This is a genomic window from Candidatus Eisenbacteria bacterium (assembly GCA_026388185.1).
Taxonomy (GTDB): Bacteria; Eisenbacteria; RBG-16-71-46; order JAFGJU01; family JAFGJU01; genus JAPLKG01.
Map to the genome: position 1 here is coordinate 360,778 of JAPLKG010000011.1, position 22,615 is coordinate 383,392.

Annotated in this window: 22 protein-coding genes and 1 other RNA gene; all 23 read left to right on the forward strand. The window is 57.8% G+C overall.

What is annotated here, in order from left to right; genetic code table 11:
• The first annotated feature begins 184 nt into the window (after window positions 1–184).
• The 23 genes from rnpB (at window position 185) to bamA (ending at window position 22,607) form a co-directional block, all read left to right on the forward strand.
• An RNA gene (gene rnpB, locus NTX17_07195) (RNase P RNA component class A) lies at window positions 185–612 on the forward strand.
• 299 nt (window positions 613–911) lie between these two features.
• Window positions 912–2,573 carry a single-stranded-DNA-specific exonuclease RecJ gene (recJ, locus tag NTX17_07200; GenBank protein MCX5801153.1) on the forward strand — a complete coding sequence of 554 codons (1,662 nt, stop codon included), beginning with the start codon at window positions 912–914 and terminating at the stop codon, window positions 2,571–2,573.
• Window positions 2,573–4,855, forward strand: coding sequence for a bifunctional (p)ppGpp synthetase/guanosine-3',5'-bis(diphosphate) 3'-pyrophosphohydrolase (locus NTX17_07205; GenBank protein ID MCX5801154.1), 2,283 nt, complete (start codon window positions 2,573–2,575; stop codon window positions 4,853–4,855). The genes recJ and NTX17_07205 overlap by 1 nt, the downstream gene beginning before the upstream one ends.
• Window positions 4,852–5,301: a D-aminoacyl-tRNA deacylase gene (gene dtd / locus NTX17_07210; protein ID MCX5801155.1), complete on the forward strand. Its 450-nt coding sequence runs from the start codon at window positions 4,852–4,854 to the stop codon at window positions 5,299–5,301. The genes NTX17_07205 and dtd overlap by 4 nt, the downstream gene beginning before the upstream one ends.
• Window positions 5,301–5,897, forward strand: a complete 597-nt coding sequence (locus tag NTX17_07215; protein MCX5801156.1) for a Maf family protein — start codon at window positions 5,301–5,303, stop codon at window positions 5,895–5,897. The genes dtd and NTX17_07215 overlap by 1 nt, the downstream gene beginning before the upstream one ends.
• 15 nt (window positions 5,898–5,912) lie before the next feature.
• Complete coding sequence (gene mtnA, locus NTX17_07220) at window positions 5,913–6,971, forward strand: S-methyl-5-thioribose-1-phosphate isomerase (GenBank protein MCX5801157.1); 1,059 nt, start codon at window positions 5,913–5,915, stop codon at window positions 6,969–6,971.
• Between the two features lie 115 nt (window positions 6,972–7,086).
• Complete coding sequence (gene rplM / locus NTX17_07225) at window positions 7,087–7,527, forward strand: 50S ribosomal protein L13 (protein MCX5801158.1); 441 nt, start codon at window positions 7,087–7,089, stop codon at window positions 7,525–7,527.
• 17 nt (window positions 7,528–7,544) lie between these two features.
• Window positions 7,545–7,937: a 30S ribosomal protein S9 gene (gene rpsI / locus NTX17_07230; protein MCX5801159.1), complete on the forward strand. Its 393-nt coding sequence runs from the start codon at window positions 7,545–7,547 to the stop codon at window positions 7,935–7,937.
• 99 nt (window positions 7,938–8,036) lie between these two features.
• A complete protein-coding gene (rpsB, locus tag NTX17_07235; GenBank protein MCX5801160.1) occupies window positions 8,037–8,939 on the forward strand; it encodes a 30S ribosomal protein S2 in 903 nt (300 codons plus the stop codon).
• Entirely contained in the window at window positions 8,929–9,528 is a 600-nt protein-coding gene (gene tsf / locus NTX17_07240; protein MCX5801161.1) for a translation elongation factor Ts, read from the forward strand. Before rpsB ends, tsf begins: the two co-directional genes overlap by 11 nt.
• Window positions 9,529–9,540: 12 nt before the next feature.
• Window positions 9,541–10,260 carry a UMP kinase gene (pyrH, locus tag NTX17_07245; protein MCX5801162.1) on the forward strand — a complete coding sequence of 240 codons (720 nt, stop codon included), beginning with the start codon at window positions 9,541–9,543 and terminating at the stop codon, window positions 10,258–10,260.
• A 1-nt stretch (window position 10,261) separates the two neighbouring features.
• Complete coding sequence (frr, locus tag NTX17_07250) at window positions 10,262–10,819, forward strand: ribosome recycling factor (GenBank protein MCX5801163.1); 558 nt, start codon at window positions 10,262–10,264, stop codon at window positions 10,817–10,819.
• A 12-nt stretch (window positions 10,820–10,831) separates the two neighbouring features.
• On the forward strand, window positions 10,832–11,581 hold the full coding sequence (locus NTX17_07255) for an isoprenyl transferase (GenBank protein MCX5801164.1): 750 nt from the start codon (window positions 10,832–10,834) through the stop codon (window positions 11,579–11,581).
• Window positions 11,578–12,441 carry a phosphatidate cytidylyltransferase gene (locus NTX17_07260; protein MCX5801165.1) on the forward strand — a complete coding sequence of 288 codons (864 nt, stop codon included), beginning with the start codon at window positions 11,578–11,580 and terminating at the stop codon, window positions 12,439–12,441. Before NTX17_07255 ends, NTX17_07260 begins: the two co-directional genes overlap by 4 nt.
• A 21-nt stretch (window positions 12,442–12,462) precedes the next feature.
• Window positions 12,463–13,626, forward strand: coding sequence for a 1-deoxy-D-xylulose-5-phosphate reductoisomerase (gene dxr, locus NTX17_07265; protein ID MCX5801166.1), 1,164 nt, complete (start codon window positions 12,463–12,465; stop codon window positions 13,624–13,626).
• Window positions 13,627–13,680: 54 nt separating this feature from the next.
• Complete coding sequence (locus tag NTX17_07270; GenBank protein MCX5801167.1) at window positions 13,681–14,715, forward strand: PfkB family carbohydrate kinase; 1,035 nt, start codon at window positions 13,681–13,683, stop codon at window positions 14,713–14,715.
• Entirely contained in the window at window positions 14,712–15,203 is a 492-nt protein-coding gene (locus tag NTX17_07275; GenBank protein MCX5801168.1) for an adenylyltransferase/cytidyltransferase family protein, read from the forward strand. Before NTX17_07270 ends, NTX17_07275 begins: the two co-directional genes overlap by 4 nt.
• A complete protein-coding gene (locus NTX17_07280) occupies window positions 15,200–16,219 on the forward strand; it encodes a glycosyltransferase family 9 protein (protein ID MCX5801169.1) in 1,020 nt (339 codons plus the stop codon). Before NTX17_07275 ends, NTX17_07280 begins: the two co-directional genes overlap by 4 nt.
• A complete protein-coding gene (locus NTX17_07285) occupies window positions 16,216–17,367 on the forward strand; it encodes a glycosyltransferase family 9 protein (GenBank protein ID MCX5801170.1) in 1,152 nt (383 codons plus the stop codon). The genes NTX17_07280 and NTX17_07285 overlap by 4 nt, the downstream gene beginning before the upstream one ends.
• Window positions 17,364–18,119, forward strand: a complete 756-nt coding sequence (locus NTX17_07290; protein MCX5801171.1) for a glycosyltransferase family 2 protein — start codon at window positions 17,364–17,366, stop codon at window positions 18,117–18,119. The genes NTX17_07285 and NTX17_07290 overlap by 4 nt, the downstream gene beginning before the upstream one ends.
• Entirely contained in the window at window positions 18,119–19,204 is a 1,086-nt protein-coding gene (locus NTX17_07295) for a glycosyltransferase family 4 protein (protein ID MCX5801172.1), read from the forward strand. The genes NTX17_07290 and NTX17_07295 overlap by 1 nt, the downstream gene beginning before the upstream one ends.
• A 129-nt stretch (window positions 19,205–19,333) precedes the next feature.
• Window positions 19,334–20,740, forward strand: a complete 1,407-nt coding sequence (gene rseP, locus NTX17_07300) for an RIP metalloprotease RseP (GenBank protein MCX5801173.1) — start codon at window positions 19,334–19,336, stop codon at window positions 20,738–20,740.
• Entirely contained in the window at window positions 20,703–22,607 is a 1,905-nt protein-coding gene (bamA, locus tag NTX17_07305) for an outer membrane protein assembly factor BamA (GenBank protein MCX5801174.1), read from the forward strand. The genes rseP and bamA overlap by 38 nt, the downstream gene beginning before the upstream one ends.
• The last annotated feature ends 8 nt before the right edge of the window (window positions 22,608–22,615 follow it).

Consider the following 22,615-nt stretch of genomic DNA (forward strand, 5'->3'; position numbering starts at 1 on the left):
ACGTGTTCGGCTCGTTCAGGCTCTCCACCCGAGAGATATCCTTGTATAACTTGCATACAATCGTATGCATACTGCATATAGGAGCAAGAGATAGGGAGCGTTACCTCCGCCGTTCGCAACCCCCATCCAGCCTGCCCCGTCCCCCCCTTGCCGTCTGACCCTCCTCGTGCTAGAATGACAACGCCGGTGGAAGCTAGATGGCCGCGGGCCGTCCTGTTTCCCGGCTTGCCGCGCGGCACAGCCGGGAGAGAGGGTGGTCCGAGGAAAGTCCGGACTCCGTAGGGCAGGGTGCTGGGTAATACCCAGTGGGAGAAATCCCAAGGAAAGTGCCACAGAAAACGAAACCGCCCGCGACGTTAGCCGCGAGCAAGGGTGAAACGGTGAGGTAAGAGCTCACCAGTGCCCGTGGTGACACGGGCAGCTAGGTAAACCCCACCTGGAGCAAGGCCAAATAGAAGAGGAGAGGTGGCCCGCCTCGTTATGACTCTCGGGTAGGCTGCTTGAGGCGCGCGGTAACGCGCGTCCCAGATAAATGGTCATCGCGGCCCGCGGGAGCCGATTCAATCGGCTTGCGTGGGTCGACAGAACCCGGCTTATTGCTTCCTCCGGCATACTACGTTTCAGAGCGATCCGGCGGTGCCGACGCCCTTGACTGAAGAACGCGTCGGATGCACGCACGCCTGTGATGCAAGGACCGTCTTTGATACTAGAATGCCTTTGATGCAACAACGCGTTTGACGCAGGAGCAGCAAGACAGGAGCAGCAGGAAGAAAACGCGCGAAGCACCTGTTGCGTCTCCACACACTTGAGAAATCAGGGAGAGTGATGTGTTCAACTCAGGAAGAAGGAGCGGAGCGCTGTCAGGTCTGAGACCCCACTGGGTCGGGCCATCTCAGCCACCGGCAGAATGCGTGAATGAACTTGCGTCCTGCCTCGCGATACCACGGGCATTTGCCGCGATCCTGGCGGCCAGGAAAGTGGACACGCCTGAGAAAGCACGGAAATTTCTCAATCCGTGCATCTCTTTCCTTTACGATCCCTTCCTTCTGCCCGACATGGAGAAGGCCGTTCAGAGGATTCTCACCGCAATCCGCAACAATGAGAAGATGCTAATCTTCGGCGATTACGACGTGGACGGGATTACATCCGTTTTCCTTCTCACGTCTTTCTTGAGAGAGCTTGGAGGCGACGTCGAGTACATCATCCCTCACCGGCTTCGCGATGGATATGGGCTTTCGGAAAAGGGCGTTCTTGCGGCGAAAAAGCTGGGCGCCACGCTCATCGTGACGGTGGACAACGGAATCGCCGCGCTGGCGGAGGTTTCGCTTGCTAATTCTCTCGGCATCGACGTAATCGTGGTCGACCATCACGAGCCCGGTGCAAAGATGCCGGACGCCTGTGCCGTCATCGATCCCAAGCGCGCCGATTCTAACTACCCGTTCCTTGACCTGGCGGGTGTTGGAGTCGTCTACAAGTTTACACAGGCGCTTCTAATGGCCGCGCCAAGGGAAGTGCCGCGGGACGTGAACGAGTATCTTGACGTCGTGGCGTTGGGAACGGTGGCAGACGTGGTTCCTCTCACGGAAGAAAACAGGGTCTTCACCAAGCTTGGTCTTGAGACTCTGCAATCGAGTAATAAGCCGGGTATCGAAGCGCTGAAGGAGTTGTCCGGACTTGCGGGAAGGAAGATCGGAAGCGAGCACGTGGCGTTCATTCTGGCTCCCCGCATCAATGCCGCCGGCAGAATGGGAGATTCGGAATCTGGCATACGACTTCTCTTCTCCAAGGACATGGACGAGGCTCGTGCGATTGCAGAGGGCCTCGAGGACGACAACTCGCGGAGGCGACAGGTCGACGAAGAGACGCTTCGCCAAGCGATAGCGAAACTCGAGAAGACGTACGGGAATGAAGTGCCTCCCAGTATTGTTCTTTGGTCGAGGCGATGGCACCCCGGTGTGCTGGGCATAGTCGCATCCAGGCTCGCCGAGCGCTACAGAAGGCCCACCGTCCTCATCTCGGTGGAAGGCGAAACCGCGAGGGGTTCGTGCAGAAGCGTTCAGGGATTTGATTTGTACGGGGCGCTCTCGCAGTGCAAGAGCATACTCACCGGCTTTGGAGGCCACAGCCACGCCGCCGGCATAACACTGAACAAGAGCGATCTCGAGAAGTTCAGAGACACGTTCGTTCCACTCGTGGAGGAGAGTCTCAGGGGTATTGATGTGACACCGAAGCTGTATCTGGATTACGAACTCCATCTTTCAGAGCTCAATGAGCGACTGGCCGGGCTTCTCGGAGAACTCGCGCCTTTCGGCGTGGGCAACCCGGAGCCGGTGTTCGTGACCAGCGGGGTGCAGGTGATGGACAGATCTCTGGTGGGCGGAGGTTCCCACCTCAAGATGTCGGTGAGGCAGGGTAGCTTCTACGCGGACTGTATCGGTTTCAACCTCGCACATCTGGAGAGGGAGATAGCCTGTTCTGCGGGAGAGGTCTCCATCGCGCACATACCGTGGCTCAGTACCTGGCAGGGAAGGAACAGGCTCCAATTGAAACTCAAGGATCTCAAGGGTCCGTGATGGACAAGGCTTCAGGCAACGACAATATCACAAACGACAAGAAGAGTACGGGCGACAGCAAAGTCCCACGCGACGACAGGCCTGCGGGGGACACGGAGAATCTGCTCAGCTCCCTGGTGAAGGAATTGAACACAAGGTGTCCCCGCGTGAAGGTGGACGCAGTCGAGAGAGCCTTCACGTTTTCAGACACTGCTCACAAGGGTCAACTCAGGAAATCCGGGGAACCGTTTGTCACCCATTGCGCCGAGGTTGCGGGCATCCTGATCGATCTCCTCGAGCGAAGGATGGACACTCCGCTCGTTTGCTCGGCGCTTCTCCACGACGTGATAGAAGACGGAAATGTGACTGCCGCCCAGATCGAGGAAGACTTCGGGAAGGAAGTCGCGTACCTCGTGGACGGAGTGACCAAGATAAGCGGCTTCAGATTCAAGAGCAGAGAGATACAACAGGCCGAGTACTTCCGAAAGATGCTCCTCTCGATGGCGAAGGACGTCCGCGTTGTTCTGATCAAACTCGCTGACAGGCTGCACAACATGCGCACGCTGGGCTCGCTCGATGCGACGAGGATCATGCAGACCGCAGAAGAGACGCGCGATATTTTCGCGCCGTTGGCTCACAGGTTGGGAATCTGGAAGCTCAAGTGGGAGCTCGAGGATTTGGCCTTCAAGTACCTGGACCCGGACACGTACCGTGAGATTTCCGACAAGGTCGCCCAAGCGCGCGAGGACAGGGAACGCTACGTCGAGGACGTAATAGAGACCGTCAGCAAGCGAGTCACGGCTTCGGGAATCAAGGCGGACGTCGTGGGAAGGCCCAAGCACTTTGCGGGCATCTACAGAAAGATGAAAGAGCGCGACTGTCAGTTTGAGGAGATATACGACCTCATCGGGATAAGGATAATCGCCACGAGCAAGGCGGAGTGCTACAGGGTTCTGGGTATCGTCCACGATCTCTACGCTCCGGTTCACGACAGGTTCAAAGACTATATCGCTACCCCGAAGAGCAACATGTATCAGTCGCTCCACACAACGGTGTTCGGTCCGAAGGGGGAGATGGTCGAATTCCAGATACGAAGCAGGGAGATGGACAGGACCGCGGAGCTTGGAATCGCGGCACATTATTCTTACAAGGAAGGTGTGGCCGTCGGCGGCGAATTGCAGAAAGTGCGCGAACTTCTGAAGCAGGCGACGGAATGGCAGGAGAACACGAGCGATCCGGCGGAATTCATGAGTCTCGTCAAGGAATCTCTTTACCACGCCGAGGTCTTTGTGTTCACGCCGAAGGGAGACGTGAAACACTTGCCGAGAGGTTCTACGGCACTCGATTTCGCCTACGCCGTGCACACGGAAGTCGGTAATCACTGCGTCGGGGCGAAAGTTAACGGAAAGCTTGTGTCCACGAAGCACGTGCTTGAGAGTGGCGACACGGTCGAGATTGTCACGTCTTCGTCGGCGAGACCGAGCGAGGATTGGCTCAAGGTCCTGAAGAGCTCCGAGGCCCGGGGCAAAGTTCGTCACTGGCTGAGACTGGTGAGTCAAGAGGACAGCATCGCCCTCGGAAGGGAGATTCTCGAGAAGGAGCTCAAGAAAAACCGGGTAGCGGCTCCCGACGACCTGACCGAGATTGCCGTGGCGATGGGTCTTAAGTCCGAAGAGCAGCTCGCGGCTGCAATAGGCAGAGGCGAGACGAGCGTCGAGAGCGTTCTGCTGAGGATATCGCCTCGGCCTTCCAGGGGCGGAATAGAAAGCGTCTTTCCTTTCAAGAGGCTGCGTGAGTTCGCGGAGAGGCGCAGGCACTACGTAAAGATCCAAGGTATTTCGAATCTCATGGTTTCCTTCGCCCACTGCTGCGAGCCCATCCCCGGGGACAGGATAACCGGAATAATAACGCGCGGCAGGGGAGTCTCCGTGCACAGAATCGATTGTCCCAACACGCATGACGATCGCGTGGAAAAGGGACGACGCATCGACGTCGAGTGGGACGTAGGTAAGGAAGACCTCTTCATGGTGAACCTCATAGTGAGGGGGAGCGACAGGCAGAACCTGCTCTTCGACATTGCGAAGGCGATTTCTGAAACGAGGACAAACATCAAGCGCACGGACATGGGGCTGGTGAACGGCGAAGTCAGGGGCAGATTTGTGGTGGAGGTACAGAATCTCCGGCACCTGGGGGGGGTAATAAAGGCGATCTCCAAGGTTAAGAACGTGACGGGAGTCGAAAGAGGGCAGTTCCTGGTTGAGGCCTTTCCGAAGCTGGAGCCCGAGAAGGACGCCGAGAGATGAAGGCGGTGGTACAACGGGTGACCTCCGCGTCGGTGAGCGTCGCGGGAGAAGAAGTGTCGCGCGTGGGCCCGGGGCTTCTGATATTGCTCGCCGTCGGGAACGGCGATACCGAGGAAGAGGCGCGATGGACCGCGGTGAAATGCGCGGAGCTCAGAGTCTTCCAGGACGAAGACGGCAAGATGAACAAGTCCCTCCTCGACGTGGGCGGCTCTGCGCTGGTGGTGTCACAGTTCACGCTGTACGGCGATTGTTCCCGTGGCAGACGGCCGAGCTTCACGGGGGCGGCGGTTCCGGAGAAGGCGCGGGAGCTTTTCGGTGCGTTTTGCGATTTCATGCGTGGCACCGGCGTTGAAGTGAAGACGGGCGTGTTCGGCGAGAGAATGATGGTGAGGATGGAGAACGACGGCCCCGTCACTCTTATAATTGAAAGAGAGAAGAAAGAGTAATGTTCATCTCGCCTCCGCGCAAGAGAATGGTTCTGGCTTCGGGGTCTCCCAGAAGGCGCGAGCTCGTCAAGATGATCGGACTTGAGTTCGAGCTCGCCGTCCCGGAAATCCACGAAGACTCTGCGCCGCACGCGAGGCCCTCTAAGTTCGTCGTCGAGCTGGCGCTTGCGAAGGCGCTCTCGCTTGCACAGAGGTTTCCGAACGCCGTCATCCTCGGTGCCGACACCGTGGTTGTTCTGGATGGACGGATTCTGGGGAAGCCCCGGAGCGTGGCCGACGCGAGGAGAATGCTCCGCGCGCTGAGCGGGAGAACCCACGTAGTGTACACGGGGCTTGCGCTGGTTGACGTACCGACGGGCGTTCGCGAGACCGCATACGAGAAGAGTCGCGTCACGATGAAGAATATCGGGAACGCGGAGATTGACGATTACCTGGCGACGGGAGAGCCGATGGACAAGGCCGGAAGCTACGGGATCCAGGGTTTCGGAGCAGTCTTCATAAAGCACATTAACGGATGTTTCTTTAACGTTATGGGGCTTCCGGTGGCGAGGCTTTACGACATGCTGAGGGAGCTCTCCGAGAAGCTGGGCCGATGAAAGGAGTCCTGACACGTGACGTCACCATTTAGCGAGCCCAGGACGATCGAGTGGACCGGGACCGCCGTGAAGATAATCGACCAGACCATTCTGCCCGGGCGGCTCAGATATCTGGAGCTTTCTTCCGCGGAGGAGACGGCAGACGCGATTCGAACCATGAAGGTGAGAGGAGCTCCTGCGATCGGCGTGGTCGCTGCTCTGGGCGTGGCGCTTTCCGTGCGAGGCCGTGGTGGGTCAAGCGCAACGGAATCTGACGCGGCGAAACGCGCCCTCGATGCCATCGAGCTTCTGCGCTCTACGAGGCCCACGGCGGTCAATCTAGCCTGGGCACTCGAACGAATGAGAGGGGTAGTCGGGAAGACGAAGCGCTCGCGGACCGGAGGGTTGAAGGAGGCACTTCTCTCGGAGGCGCTGTCCATCATGGAAGAGGACAAGCGTCTGTGTCGGAGGATCGGCGAGAACGGGGCGAGGCTTCTCAGAGACGGTTCGACGGTCCTCACGCACTGTAACGCGGGAGCGCTCGCAACTGCGGGGATGGGGACCGCCCTGGCGGTGATCTACGTTGCCGTGAGTCAGGGAAAGAAAATACGGGTGATAGCTGATGAAACCAGGCCCCTGCTCCAGGGTGCAAGGCTCACTGCCTGGGAGTTGGTGGCGCGGGAGATTGACGTTACCGTGGTGTGCGATTCCGCTGCGGCGTGGTTGATGAAGCAGGGCAAAGTGGACTGCGTGCTGGTGGGCGCGGACAGAGTCGCTCGAAACGGTGACGTGGCCAACAAGATCGGTTCCTATTCTCTGGCGATCGTGGCGAAGGAGCACGGGATACCATTCTACGTGGCATGTCCGTATTCAACCATAGATGAATCCCTGCCGGACGGTTCGAGCATTCCGGTCGAAGAGAGGGGAGAGGAAGAGATAAGACTCGTGGCAGGAAAGAAGGTCGTGCCGGACAAGGCACGCGTCTATAATCCTGCCTTCGATATTGTTCCTCACGATTACGTGGCGGCGATAGTCACGGACAGAGACGTCACAACTCCGCCCTTTGAGGGAAAGCTGGGCATTGCGGGGGGGTAGGGCCAGGGTAGTCCGTTTTGGGTTAGTATTGTGTTGACATGACGAGAGTTGACGGTTATTATCGTAGTTTGACAAAAAAGCCTAATGGGAGTTGATTTCATCAGGAGTTGATTTCATGAAGACTAGTATCGCGAAGAAGGAACAGTTTCCCGCTGAATGGCTTGTGGTTGACGCGGCGGGAATGATCCTGGGCAGGCTCGCCAGCCGAGTCGCTTACAGGCTGATGGGAAAAGGCAAGCCGGCGTTCAGCCCGCACCAGGACCTCGGAGACCACGTGGTCGTCGTCAACGCAGAGAAGATTCGTGTGACGGGCTCCAAGGTTTCCACGAAGACCTATTTCAGGTACTCCGGCTACCCCGGCGGAGCCAAGTTCACCTCTCTCAAGGAACTGCTCGAGACGAAACCTGAGGAGGTCATAAGACACGCCGTCAAGGGCATGCTTCCGCACAGCAAATTGGGAAGGCAGATGTTCAAGAAACTTCATGTTCACAAAGGCCCGAAGCATCCCCACGCGGCACAGAACCCGAAGCCCTGGACGTCTGAAGAATTCGTGTGAGGAGATGGAGGTAGAGAATGTCAGTTGAGCGGTATTACGGAACCGGCAGGCGAAAAGAGGCAGTCGCCAGAGTCAGAATCTTGCTTGGCACGGGCCGAAGGAGCGTAAACAATCTGAGCTTTGAAGAGTACTTCAGGCGGAAGACCCTCGTGGCTCACGCACAGCAACCAATGGTCGTGACGGAGACCGCCACCAAGTATGACGTCATTGCGTCGGTGAACGGAGGGGGCCTGAGCGGTCAGGCGGGCGCCGTCAGCCTGGGGATTGCCAGGGCTCTAAAGCTGGCGCACCCGGAGCTTGTCACGATTCTGCGCAGGGAAGGACTTCTCACGCGAAATCCGAAGATGAAGGAACGCAAGAAATACGGGCAGCCCGGAGCGAGAAAGAGATTCCAGTTCTCCAAGAGGTAGGCTGTCAACACACACGTCTCTGCGAAGTACGCAGTGGTTCCAAGAGTACAGGAGCCTTCTAGAGACGGCGGACCAAAACTGCGATACGAGGAGGAATTGATGTCTCAGATTGGAATGAAAGAGCTGCTCGAGGCAGGGGTTCACTTTGGGCATCAGACCCGCAGGTGGAACCCGAAGATGAAGGACTACATCTTCATCGAGAGAAGTGGAATCTACATCATCGATCTTCAGCAGACTCTGAAGTGTATCGACGTCGCTAGAGAAAAGATCAGGGAAGTGGCGAGAGGCGGCGGCAAGATCCTTCTTGTCGGCACAAAGAAGCAGGCCAGAGACACTGTCGCCGAAGAGGCGGCCAGATGCAAAATGTTCTACGTCTGTGAACGCTGGCTTGGAGGAATGCTCACCAACTTCCGAACCATCCGCTCCAACATTCGGAAGTTGAAAGAGCTGGACCAAATGAGCCTGGACGGCACCTACCAGAAGCTCTCGAAGAAGGAAGTCGCGCAGCTCGAGAAACAAAGGCAAAAACTCGAGAAAATCTTCAAGGGAATCAAGGAACTGGACACTCTACCCAAGCTGGTGTTCATCATAGACACGAAGAAAGAAAAGATCGCGGTCGCCGAGGCCAGTAAACTCAAGATTCCGATCGTCGGAATCGTCGACACGAACTGCGATCCCGACCTTATAAGTCATCCCATCCCCGGAAACGACGACGCCATAAGGGCGATAAAACTCTTCTGCAGAATGGCAAGCGATGCCGTTATCGAAGGGCTCGCCGAGGCGAGCGAAGGCGAGGACCTGGGCGCGCAGGAGGGTGAGGTTCCGGAGGGTAAGGAAGTCGGGCTGCCTCAACCCGAGGAGGTAGTGGTAGAGGAAGTAGTTCCTGATCCGGCACGCAAGGCGGGTCCACGTGATTCCAGAACACACGAAGTAAGAGGCCGCGGCAAGGAGGATCCGAGAACAGGGCAGGCAGGAAAGCCGGAGGGCAGCGATGGAGATTAGCACCGAGCTGATACGACAGTTGAGGGAACGAACAGGCGCAGGCGTTGTGGACTGCAAGAAGGCGTTGACGGAGTGCGCCTGCGATCTCGAGAAGGCGATAGAGCATCTCAGAAAGATGGGAATCGCTGCTGCTGCAAAGAAGGCTTCACGGGTCGCTTCGGAGGGACTTGTTGAAGCCTACATTCATCCAGGAAGTCGGATGGGTGCTCTGGTGGAGGTCAATTGCGAAACCGACTTCGTGGCAAGAACCGCTGAATTCAGGACGCTCGTTCGAGACATTGCGATGCAGGTCGTGGCGAGCGATCCGGTCGCTGTTTCGCGTCAGGAAGTCCCAGGTGATCTTCTGGAGAAAGAGAAGGAGATTCTGGCTGCCCAAGTTGCAGGCTCGGGAAAACCTCCACAAATCATCGAGAAGATCGTCCAGGGCAAGCTCGACAAGTTCTACAAGGACAATTGCCTTCTTGAGCAGCCCTTCATAAAGGATCCAAAGAGATGCGTGGAGGACATAGTCAAGGAGGCGACGGCGAAGTTTGGAGAGAACGTCGTCGTCAGGAGATTCTCGCGTTTCCGTCTGGGCCAGTGCTCTTAGCAGGCAGCATAGATGCCTCAGATCCGTTACGAAAGAATCCTGCTCAAATTGAGCGGGCAGGTTCTCACCGGCGAGAAAGACTACGGTATTTCCCACACCCGTGTTGCCGCGTTGTGTTCGGAGATTCATGATGTTGCGGCCGCGGGCGTCCAGGTCGGGATGGTAGTCGGTGGCGGCAACATCTTCAGGGGTTCGGAGGCCGAGCGTGCGGGGATGGACAGGGTGAGCGCCGACTACATGGGAATGCTGGCCACGGTCATTAACGCTCTCGCCCTGCAAGATCACCTGGAGAAGCTCGGTCTACACACCCGCGTTTTGTCGGCAATCAACATGGCAGAGATAGCCGAGCCGTACGTCCGTCGCAGGGCCATCAGGCACCTGGAGAAGGGACGTGTCGTCATAATGGCCGGCGGGACGGGCAACCCTTACTTCACCACTGACACGGCCGCCGTTTTGCGAGGAATCGAGATTCACGCGGACGTTCTCCTCAAGGCCACCAGGGTCAGAGGTGTCTTCACTTCTGACCCTGTCACGAATCCCGATGCAACGTTTTTGGAAGAGGTGAGCTATCTTGAGGTCATCAACAAGGGTCTCAAGGTAATGGATTCCACTGCTATTTCCCTTTGCATGGAAAACAGACTGCCCATAATCGTGTTCGACGTAAACAAGAAGGACAACATCAAGAAGGCAGTCGCGGGAGAAAAGGTCGGAACATTAGTCGGAGAGGGTTAGGATGGAAAAGGAGACTATCGCCAGGATCGAACAAAAAATGAAGAAGGCGGTCGAGCACTTGAGACAGGAGCTTGCCTCCGTGAGAACCGGCAAGGCCACGACCGCTCTGCTCGACTCGGTCAAGGTGGATTATTACGGCTCTAACGTTCCTCTAAATCAGGTCGCGGGTGTTAGCGCGCCCGAACCGAGACTGCTGATCGTGCACCCGTGGGAAAGGACGATGGTCCCCGCGATCGAAAAGGCGATTCTCAAGGCCGACCTGGGCCTAAATCCCGCCAACGACGGAACTGTGATACGAATTCCGATACCTCCTCTCACCGAGGAAAGAAGAAAGGACCTGGTGAAGATTGTGAAGAAGATGGTGGAGGAGGGACGCGTCGGCGTAAGGAATCTGAGGCGCGAGGGGAATGAAGAGATCAAGAAACTGGAGAAGGACGCAAAGATCTCCGAAGATACGGCCCGAAAATCACAGAACGACGTACAGAAGCTTACGGACAAGTACATTCAGCTGATGGAAGAGCTTCTCTCCAAGAAGGAAGCTGAAATCATGGAGGTCTGAGGGGAGGAGAGATTGCCCGTCACCGATGGTAACAAGAGAGCCGGCGAGATAAAGGCCGCGGGAAATCTTCCGGGGCACATCGCAATCATAATGGATGGAAACGGGAGGTGGGCGAGGAAGAGAGGCCTTCCGCGAATCCAGGGACATCGAGCGGGGAGAAAAGGGGTGAGGGAGGCCGTGGAAGGCTGCGTCGAACTCGGCATAGGGGTCCTCACTCTGTACACTTTTTCTGTGGAAAACTGGAGTAGACCTGAGAGAGAGGTTTCTGCCTTGATGCGTTTTTTGCATCAGACTCTGAAGGAAGAAAGGGAAGAGCTCAAGAAGAACGGCGTGAGATTGGGAGTGATCGGGCGCGTGTCGGACCTGCCCAAGAGCGTGCAGAGGGTCTTGAACGAAAGTATCGATTGTTTGAAAGAAGGAAAGGGCCTCCTGCTGAATCTTGCGCTGAGTTACGGGGGGCGGGCCGAAATAGTGGACGCCGTGAAGAGAATTCTCTCGGAGGCATCGGTCGCCGGGACGAGGCCGGAACTGATTGACGAGAAGCTCATCGAGAGCCGCCTCTATACGTCGGGACTTCCGGACCCCGATCTGCTCATCAGAACAAGCGGAGAGATGCGGCTGAGCAACTTCCTGCTGTGGCAACTCGCTTACTCCGAGATGTGGGTCACCGATACACTCTGGCCCGACTTCCGGAAGAAACACCTCTTCGAGGCCGTGCGGGACTATCAGAAGCGTGAGCGGCGCTTCGGGAGGATAGATTGAGCCGAGTAATGGAGGCGATTTCTCGCTCGAAAGAGAACAGATCTTTCCGCCTGAGATTCCTCATGGGCGTGATATTCGTGCCGCTGCTCGTCTACCTGGCGCACGTCGGGAAGTTCTTCTTCCTGGGCCTCGTGGATCTGGTGCTGCTCTTGGGCATACTCGAATTCTATCGCATGATGAGAAAGGCGGGTTATCAGCCGTACAGAGCCATAGGGGCCGGCACGACGCTCGCCCTCACGTGGTACGTGTACTTCGGGAGCGCGTTTTACTCCAACTTTCTGCTGACCGCGGTCCTGATACTTATCGCAATCCTGGAGCTGTTTCGCGAGGGAGGAAACTTTTCCGTCACGCACATGGCCGTCACGATCTTCGGCGTGTTTTACGTCGGCTGGTTGGGGACGCATCTCGTTTTTCTGAGAGAGCTGCCGTTGAGGATTGGCCAACCGTACAGCGAGGGCGCGAGATACGTCCTGCTGCCTTTCTTTCTCGCATGGAGTTCCGACACCGCGGCCTACTTGGCCGGCAGGTTTTTTGGAAAGACGAAGCTCATGCCCAGGATAAGTCCGAACAAGTCGCTCGAAGGCTCCGCGGGCGCGCTCATCGCGTCCCCGTTCGTGGCTTGGGTCGCCAAGGTGACGTTCGCACCGTTTCTCACCACGGTCGATGTCGTCGCTCTTGGGCTCATCTGCGGCGTGGCTTCTCAATTGGGAGACCTCGTGGAATCCATGATAAAGAGAGAGGCCAGTGTGAAGGACGCCTCGAGTGTGATTCCTGGACACGGTGGATTGCTTGACAGATTCGACAGCCTTCTATTTGCGGCTCCCGCCGTCTACTACTACCTCGCTATTGCTGTGTTCTAACCCAACCAGGCTGGAACTAGAGTGAAAGAAATCGTCGTCCTCGGTAGCACAGGTTCAATCGGCCGGAATTGCCTCGCCGTGGCGAGGGAGTTTAGCTCGGCCTTCAGGATCGTTGGTCTGGCAACGGGTTCCAACGTTGATGCACTTGCAGAGCAAGTCGAAGAATTCAGGCCCGAAGTCGTTTCCATTGCACAGGAAGCGGCGGCGGAAGAGTTCTCCAAACGCCACGCTGCATCCGGGCTCAGGGTTCTGAGCGGCACCGAGGGCCTGAGGGAACTTGCCAGGTGGAAGCGATCCCAGATGATCGTGAACGGCCTGGTGGGAGCAATAGGGCTGGTCCCGACTGTCGAGGCCATCGAGGCCGGCAAGGATGTTGCTCTGGCGAACAAGGAGTCGATGGTACTGGCCGGTGAGCTTGTGATGAGCCTGGCGAGAGCGCGCGGCTCGACGGTCCTCCCCATAGACAGTGAGCACTGCGGAATTCACCAGTGCCTTGTGGGCCGGAGTGCCGGGATAAGACGAATCGTTCTGACCGCCTCCGGCGGCCCCTTTCTCAATCGGGAGCCGGACGAGCTGAGGGACGTGACGCCGGAGGAAGTGATGCAGCACCCCGTCTGGAACATGGGGCGGCGAATCTGCGTCGACAGCGCCACGTTGCTCAACAAGGGCTTTGAGCTCATGGAGGCGAGATGGTTTTTCGGGGTGGAGCTCTCGAGCCTTGGGGTTCTGATACACCCTCAGTGCGCGATTCACGCGATGGTCGAGTTTGCTGACGGAACTGCGCTGGCTCAAGTCAGCAGAGCGGACATGAGAATACCCATCCTCTACGCAATGAGCTATCCTGAAACAGTCGACACACGCTTTGAATCGAGCGATCTTCCATGCGTCGGCCCTCTGACGTTTGCGGAACCGGATCTCGAACGGTTTCCGTGCCTGCGATTGGCATACAGTGCGGCGAGGGCAGGCGGGACGGTCCCTGCGTTCTTGAACGCCGCAGATGAGGTGGCCGTGGCGGCCTTTCTTGAGAGAAGAATACGATTCACCGACATTATCCGAGTCCTCGAGGGTTCGCTCGAGCGTCTGGCGGGGACGCCGGCCACGTCCGTCGAGGGCGTGCTCCGCGCAGACGGTGAGGCGCGAATTGTGGCTCGGGAAATTGTGACGGGAATAGCGGCTTCTTCGTGACCGTGTCCTTTACCTGGACTCACACGTTGCCGCGACTAGATTGCCGAGGTGATCATGAAAATCGACGAACCCAAGAGGAGAAGGCTGGAGAAAATCGCGGGGAGTTTCCCCGAGAAGAAGGTGCTCGTGATCGGGGACCTCATGCTGGACGAGTACGTGTATGGGAGCACCGACCGCATCTCTCGAGAGGCTCCGGTCCTCATCCTGACCTACACCGGAAGCCTGCTCATGCCGGGAGGCGCGGGCAACGCCTGCGCGAACGTGAGTTCTCTTGGAGCCACGGCTATACCGGTGGGCGTGGTGGGAAGGGACGCGCCCGGGGCGCGGTTACTCACTCTCTTGGGAGAGTCGGGAATTGCGACCGAATCGGTGGCGTCGTGCGATGGTTTCGAGACCGTGGAGAAGACGCGGATTCTTGCGGGCGGCTTTCATTGCGCCAAGCAGCAGGTGATAAGGATTGACAGAGGAAGAAGGGTAGGGCTGGAGCGGCGCGTCGAGAATCTTGTGCTGGAAAGAGCGCTGGACCTGGTGGCCCGGGTTGACGCCGTTCTTTTTTCAGACTACGGGTACGGCGTGGTGTCCGAGAGAGTGCGCGGCGAGGTGATGAGATCGGCAAGGGCCAAGCGGAAGCCCGTGTGCGTCGATTCTCGGTTCCACCTGCCGAAGTTCAAGGGCGCCACCGTGGCGACTCCGAACGAGGCAGAGGCGGGGCAGGCAGCGGGCATTCTGATCAAGGACCGCGACACCCTGGCCTCCGCGGGGAAAAGGCTCGTGGACCGACTGGACTTGAGGAACCTGCTGATCACTCAGGGGAGCTCAGGGATGACGGTTTTTGAGAAGGGTAAGCTTCCCGTACACATACCGATATTCGGCTCGGACGAGATTGCAGACGTGACGGGAGCCGGGGATACTGTTGCGGCGGCGGTGTCGCTCTCTCTCTCGTGCGGGGCGACCATTGTGGAGGCTTCGTGCGTTGCCACGTACGCCGGTTCCGTGGTTGTGATGAAGAGGGGCACGGCGACCGCGAGCACCGCCGAGATCGTTGAGGCCATGTCGAGGGGGAGAATCGGAGGTCTGAAGACCCTGTGAAGTCTGCGAAGCTGAGGACGTTGGGGGAACTCGAGAAGACAGTCGCTGCACTGAGGCGCGGAGGCAAGCGAGTCGTGCTCGCGAACGGCTGCTTCGATCTCATTCACGTGGGACACGTCCGATATCTCGGGGCGGCAAGAGCACTCGGTGATTGTCTCATCGTCGGGATCAACAGTGACAGAAGCGCCAGGAAATTGAAGGGGAAAGGTCGGCCGGTAGTGAATGCGGAGGAGAGGGCAGAGATAATCGGCGCGTTCGGGTGCGTGGATTACTGCTTCGTCTTCGACGAGCCGACGCTGGACTCTTGTATCCTGCGTCTTAAGCCGGACGTTCATGCGAAGGGCACGGACTACACGAGGGAGAATGTTCCGGAGCGCTCCACGGTGCTGGAAGTGGGCGGAAGAGTCGAGATCGTCGGAGACGAGAAGTCGCACGCCACCAGAGATCTGGTAAAGATCATACTTGGAAAGTTCTCAAGAGATAGATGAACGTTGAAAGAATTCTGCTCACAAGACTCAGGTACATCGGCGACGTTGTGCTCACCACGTCGTGCATTCGGGCACTCAGAGAGAGCTTCCCGAAAGCCGAGATAGTCTATCTCACTCAGGCCCCATACGGTGAACTCCTCATGGAGCATCCCCTCCTCGCGCGCACGATAACCATCGACCGGGCTTCTTACGGCGCCCGAGAGGCGCTCTCCCTAATGTGGAACCTGATGAGAACCCGCTATTCGCTTGCCATCGACCTGTTTGCGAATCCACGAAGCGCGATCTTGACTGCCTCCACTTTGGCGGCGAGAAGAGTCGGTACTTACCATCTGTCGCGGAGCTGGGCCTACAACGTGAACGTGCGCGTAGCTCCCGAGATTCGGAGCGCCGTGGAGCATCACCTCGAGCATCTCAGGAAGATCGGCCTGAACGTTCGTTTCTCTCTCCCCGAGTTGTTCGTGACGAAGGACGAATCCCGGGAAGGCGAGCGCATCATGAGGGCACTGGGGGCGCGCGAGCCGCGGAGAACCGTCTTGATTCAACCTGGTGCCAAGTGGCAGGCGAAGAGGTGGCCGTCGGAGCGGTTCGTGGAAGTGGCTCGACTGGTGCGAGGTGAGGCCCTCGACGTGGGTTTTCTGGCCGGACCGGGAGAGGAGAGTCTCGTCGAAGATTGTGCGCGTAGTGTGCCCGGTGCGCGTGTCGTTGCCGGCCTGACGCTGAGAGAGCTGATGAAGGTGATGTCGGTGACGGCCGGTTACGTCGGGAACGATGGAGGGCCCACTCACGTATCCGCCGCGCTCGGACGGGTCACGGTGGGAGTTTTTGGGCCGAGCGAACCGGACGTATGGTTCCCGTACGGAGTTGGAGGCAGGGCGGCCTGTGTGTACGAACAAGCGGATTGCAGGCCCTGTCATCTTCATTTCTGTGAGCATGTGAGCTGTCTCAAGAGAATAGACGCGAGAAGAGTGTTTTCCAGGCTGATGGATCTCGTCTCGACGAGGAATACGGAAGCATGAAGGTCGAGTCAACCTGCAAGCTTGCCCTCAGACTCGCAACTGCTCCCCCGCGCTCCATTCTGGTGCTGCGGCCAGGGGCGATGGGAGACGTACTTCTTACAACCCCGGCGCTGAGGGCCCTGAGGCGGGGGTTTCCTGACGCGACGCTCTCTGTTCTTGTGACCCGCGCCGGAGAGGCGATCCTGAGAGGAAACCCGAACGTCGACGAGATCATTGTGCTTGACAAGTCCTCGCTGCGTTCGCAGGCGGGCGTGATCCCACTTGTAAGACGGAAGAGGTTCGATCTGATCGTTGACTTTCTCTGTAATCCCAGGACGGCAATCATTGCGCTCCTCTCAGGCGCTCCGCAAAGGCTGGGCTACGACGTCAGGATGAGGAAGATCGCGTACAATCATCGTAAAGCGAGGGACGAATACAGAGAGGGGAAGAAGGTAGTCAAGTATGCCGCCCAGGTGAACCTCGATATGCTAAGATGCGTCGGAATCGAGAGCGTGGATACGGGGCTCGATCTCGAAGTGAGTGAGGCCGCACGGAGCAAGATGGACGAGTTCTTGCGCCTTCATTCCATCGAGAAGAACAAGCTCGTCTGCGTGTGCCCCGCGGGCACGTGGCCGGCCAAAACCTGGGAGGTGGAGAAATTCGCCGGACTGGGAGACAGAATAGTGAGTGAACTGGGCCGCGAGGTTGTAATCCTGTGGGGACCGGGGGAGAAGGCGCTCGCAGAGAAGATGGCGCGGGCCATGAAGGCCGAAGCCGTCATCGCCTGTGAGACCGGGGTCGACGAGGTGAGCGCGATAATCCGAAACTCCGCGCTCTTCGTCTCCAACGATTCGGGTTTGAAACACATCGCAGTCGGTCTGGGGACGCCGACCGTGACGATCTTTGGTCCCACCAATCCCAGGACGTGGAACCCGGACGAGCCTGCGCACGGGGTTGTTTACGCCGCGGTAGATTGTCTTTTTTGTGACAAGAACGTTTGCGACGACATGCGATGTATGAAAGAACTGAGCGTCGGCGCTGTATTCTCGACGGTCAAGGAGGTCTTGGACCGGGGGCTGCGCGGGATTCAGGTGGGAAATTTCACGGACTCGGGGCGTGAGCCCGGGAAGTGCTCTGCGACGGAATCCGGGAGGGGGGAACCGCTGTGAGGGAGAAGCTGAGCGTGATAATCCCGACCTTCAATGAGGCGCACAATATTGCCGCTTGTTTGGATTCTGTTCTTTGGGCCGACGAGGTGATCGTGGTTGATTCTTTCAGCACGGATTCCACGGCGCAGATTTGTAAGAACTACGGCGTGAGGATATTCGACCACGAGTACGTGAATTCCGCGTCTCAGAAGAATTGGGTTTTGCCCCAGGTGTCGCACACGTGGGTGCTGATTGTTGACGCCGACGAGAGAGTGACGGAGCGCCTGCGCGACGAGATTCTGGGATTGCTGGAGGGCGGACCGGGATGCGACGGGTACTGGATAAGAAGGCGAAACTGCTTCATGGGAAGGGAAATCAGGCATTGCGGATGGGAGCGAGACAAAGTCCTGAGATTCTTCGACAGAACGAAGGGCCGCTATGAGGAAAAACACGTCCACGCGGAGATCGCACTCCGGGGCCGGGCGGGTTTTCTCGGAGCGCACCTGCTTCACGACAGTTACAGAGATTTTTCGGCCTATCTCACGAAGCTCGACAGGTACAGCGACTGGGGAGCCCAGGACGCCGCAAAGGGTGGGCGAGGTCGAGTGGTGGAGAAGCTTCTATTGAGACCTCCCGCCAGATTCGTGAGAATGTACGTATTTCGACTCGGGTTCTTGGACGGCATCCAGGGTTTCATGCTCTGCTCGCTGGCGGCCGTCAGTGTCTTCATGAAGTATGCGAAACTCTGGAAACTCACGCGGGGACGTCATTGATGCGGGTTCTCTTCGTCGACAGCGGACGTTCATGGCGAGGCGGGCAATACCAGGTCCTGAACCTCGGAACGGAGCTTCATAAGAGAGGCCACGAAGTCCTGCTCGTGTGTCAGAGGAAGAGCCCCCTTCAGCTCAAGTGGAGAGAACGGGGCCTTCTCGGTGAAGCCACGCGCATAAGGAGTGACCTGGACGTGAAGTCGTGGTTCCGCTTGGCTGGGATCCTTCGAGCGTTCGAACCTGCCGTCGTCCATGCGCACACGGGTCACTCGCACGCGGTGGCGTTGGGGGCGAGCTTCATTCACGACGTCAACGCGCTGGTGGTGACGAGAAGGGTCGCCAGTCCCATAAGGAGAACTTTTCTTAACAGGATGAAGTACTCGCGGTTCGTGACACGTTTTGTGGCGATCTCGTCCTCCGTCGCCAAGACGCTCGAGGACGCAGGCGTCTCTCCGGAGAGAATAAGCGTGATTCCAAGCAGCGTGAGGATCGAGACGAGTGAAGGAGAGGAGTCGCGTCTTGAGACGCGCTCGAAACTCGGCCTATCCGAAGAGGACTTCGTCGTACTGAACGTGGGGCGTCTCTCCGCGGAGAAGAGACAGGAGACTGTTCTGGAGGTGGCGGCAGTTGCCTCCGAGAAGGTAGCGAGGGCCAAGTTCATCGTCGTGGGTGAAGGTCGTCTCCGCGGTCGACTCGAAAGGCGCGCGAGAGAACTTGGGGTGGAGGAGCAGGTGAGATTCCTGGGATTCAGAGAAGACGTCCCCAGGCTGATGAGAATTGCGGACGTGTTTCTTTTTCCGTCGGTATCCGAGGGGTTGGGCACGTCTGTTCTGGAGGCCATGGCTGCGGGTGTCCCTGTTGTTGCATCTCGTACCGGCGGAATCGTCGAAATAGTCGAGGACGGTGCCACCGGGTTTCTTGCGGAGCCCGACGACGTGGATTCCATGGCGGAAGCCGTCGTCCGGTTGGCCGGAGAACCGGAGCTTTCCGGCGCGATGAGCGCCAGGGCCCGCGTCGTGGCAAAGGATCACTCGTTTGCGCGTTCCGGCGAATCGCACGAGAAGCTCTATCACGAGCTCGCGGGCTAGATCGACAGCTCTTCCGGCGCCGCGATCGGCGGCCGCTCGTGGTTCCGATGCTTGACTGACGGGGACAATGGGATTAAAGTAACCGATGAGGGAGGCGGGCGTTCTTATGTTATCCAGAAGGGGAAGCAGATGTTGACGATTTTCGCCGGCGCACTTGTATTGGGTGTTCTCATGTTTGTGCATGAGTTCGGTCATTTCGCAAGCGCCAAGGCGCTGGGCGTGCGAGTTCTGAAGTTTTCGCTGGGTTTCGGACCCGAACTCGTCGGATTCTCTCTGCGAGGGACGCGCTATGTCATCGCCGCCCTACCGGTGGGGGGATTTGTGAAGATGGCGGGTGAGAGTCCGGAGGCTCCCGAGAGGAGTGGGGCGCCGTGGGAGTTTTACTCGAAGCCGTGGTGGGCGCGCGTGATAATCGCCGCTTCCGGTCCGGCCATGAACCTTTTCTTTGCCTTTCTTGCGTGCGGCGCCATGTACCTCGTGGGCATCAGATTCCTGGACTTTGACAGCGTTGTCGGTCGCGTGGAACCGAGTTCCGTGGCCACTCAATACGGGTTTGCGGACGGCGACAGAGTGGTCGAGGTGAACGGTGTGCGGGTACGTACCTGGAGCGACTTCCTGGGGAAGGTACAGAAGGCGAACGACGGTTCCGCCGTCACCATAGTTGTGCAGAGAGAAGTCAAACCGGGACAGAACGTGCGAGTGAAAATCCCGGTGAAACCGCAGGACAGGGGCAAACTCCTCAGCGAACTGAGTCCTCCATCGAGCCCTCCGATCATCGGCTCGGTGAGCATCGGTCTTCCGGCGTACGAACGCGGTCTCAAGGTGGGCGATCGCATAGTGTCCGTGGACGGGACAGAGGTGACGAGCTGGGAACAATTGGCCGTCCTCATTCACGAAAGGCCCGACAGGGAGGTCTCGCTTGTCGTGGAACGAGCAGGAAGACAATTCCGGCGGACCGTGACGCCTGCGAGCCAGCAGATAGAGGGCCAGGGTGCGATAGGCTTGATAGGAATCTCGCCGACCGGCACGACTTACGGGATTGTCAGGGCAGGCGGTGTTCGAGTCGTCGCGTTGGCCGCTCGAGGCACTGCCGAGATGTTGGCTCAGACCTACTCGGGTCTTTTCAAGCTTGTGCTGAGGCCACGACAGTTGGGCAAGAGCATCGCCGGTCCCGTGACGATAATACAGATGTCCGGTGACCAGGCGCGTAGAGGACTTGGAAACCTTCTCTACTTCATAGCGTTTGTCAGCATTGCTCTTGTCGTCGTAAACCTGCTTCCAATTCCAATCATGGACGGGGGTCACGTAGTCTTCTGTGTAATAGAAGGAATCAGGGGAAAGGCCCTGAGCATGTCAAAGCAAATCGCGTTTCAAAGGATCGGAATCGCGATCGTAGGCACGCTCATTGTGTTTGCCTTTTGGGTAGACTTCGCCAGAATCGTTCAAAGGGGAAGGGCAACCTTGGGAACGCCGATTGAGCAGAAAGGTGGAAGCCCTGGTGAACGTGACACAGCAGGGGCGGTTTCGTCTGAATAGAAATCTCACCTCCCTGGTAGTTCTCTGCATGCTTCTCCTCGCGCCGGCCGCCTCCTTTTGTGCCGACGTCTTCAAACCCGTCTACGTGTCAGAGATAGAATTCGAAGGCAATCGAGTCTTCTCTGATTCGAAACTGAAGAAAGTCATGAAAACAAGGGAGCGCTCGATTCTGAGGCCCTTCAGAGAGAATGCGTTCAGAAAGGACTTTCTCCAGACCGACATCGAGTCAATAATCGGATTGTACAGCAGACACGGTTATCTCAAGACGAAGGTCGATTCGCAAAGCGTCGAGAGAATCAAGAAGGGCAGGGCCGTCTCGATTCTTCTGTGGATATCCGAAGGGCCGAGGACGATGGTCGCGGGCGTGCGAATCGAGGGAGCGTCAGCTCTGCGCGAACAGAAACTTACCAAGGGACTGCGTCTCAAGAAGGGAGTGCCGTTCGATCCGACGGCCCTCGAGACCGATAAGCTCAAGATCCTCGAAAGATACGCGGAGGCCGGCTACATATATGCGACCGTACTTGACAACACGGTGTTCGAGGGAAACCTGGCCAGCGTATTCTACATCGTGAGGGAAGGAATCCAGGTAAGAACGGGCAACATTGTGGTTGAGGGGAACAAGGCCACGGCGGAGCGGCTTGTCAGAAGAGAGGTGACGCTCAAGAGGGGCGACGTCTTGAGGCGCTCGGAACTGATCAAGACGCAGCAGTACATCTACGACTCCGAGCTATATTCCGACGTGCAGATATCGACCGTCAACGTGGACACCATGCCGCCGGTGGCGGATCTGCTGATTCTTGTCAAGGAACGCAAGCTTGGGTGGGTCGGAGGTGGTATCGGTTACGGGTCCAGCGACCAGCTGAAGGTTTTTAGTGACTGGGGACACAGGAATCTCTTCGGCAGTGGAAAGAGGCTCTTCACGTCCGCCAGCTTTGCTTTTGGAAGGAGACTATTCGAACAGGGAGAGGCCGTTCTGGATGCATCGCGGTTTGACGTTGGTATTGTGGAACCGTGGCTTTTCCACACCAGGACCGCGGGACAGGCCGTGCTTTACAGAGAGTACAAGAGAGAGGTTTCCTTCAGTCAGGAGTTCACTGGTTTCACCTTCACGGTGAAGAGGAACATTTCTTCTGTCACGAAGGCCTTCCTCAGCTACGACAACAGATGGGTTCACACCACTGATCCGACTGCAATCAGGAGGGAATACGTTACACGAAGCCTTTATCTGTCAGGCGTGAGGGACAGCAGGGACGACGTGTTCGACCCGGGTACGGGCTCGTTGGAAGAGGCGTCATGGAAGGTGTCGGGTGGAGTCCTGGGAGGCAACTACAATTTCCACAGGGTTTCTGCCGCCGCGAGCCGGTACTCACCGGTGAGAGGCAAGATACTGGCAGTGCGGGTCAAGGCCGGCTTCGCCGAGCCTTTCGGGGCGAGGCAAGGTGCCAGTCCGTTGGATAGGATTCCTTTCGAAGAGAGATTCAGAACCGGCGGTTCCACTTCGATAAGAGGATACGTGGAGGATGACGAACTTGGACCCAGGGATTCCGCCGGGGACGTGGTGGGAGGAAGGGTCCTCCTGTTGACCAATGTGGAGGTACGATTCCCACTGTTCTGGAGGCTCTCCGGCGCTCTTTTTCTTGACGGAGGTAACGTCTGGAGGAATCCTTCCGACATCAAGCTAACTAATTTTGATCCCGGACGGACGTCGACGGAGGATTCGGACTACAGGTACTCTTTCGGCGGCGGCATTAGAGTTAGGACGCCGGTGGGTCCGATAAGAGTAGACTACGGTAGAAAGTTGAGACTTTCGTCTCGTGACGGCGACGACAGGGGGCAGTTTCACATCAGCCTCGGCCAGGCTTTCTGAGCGCGGGT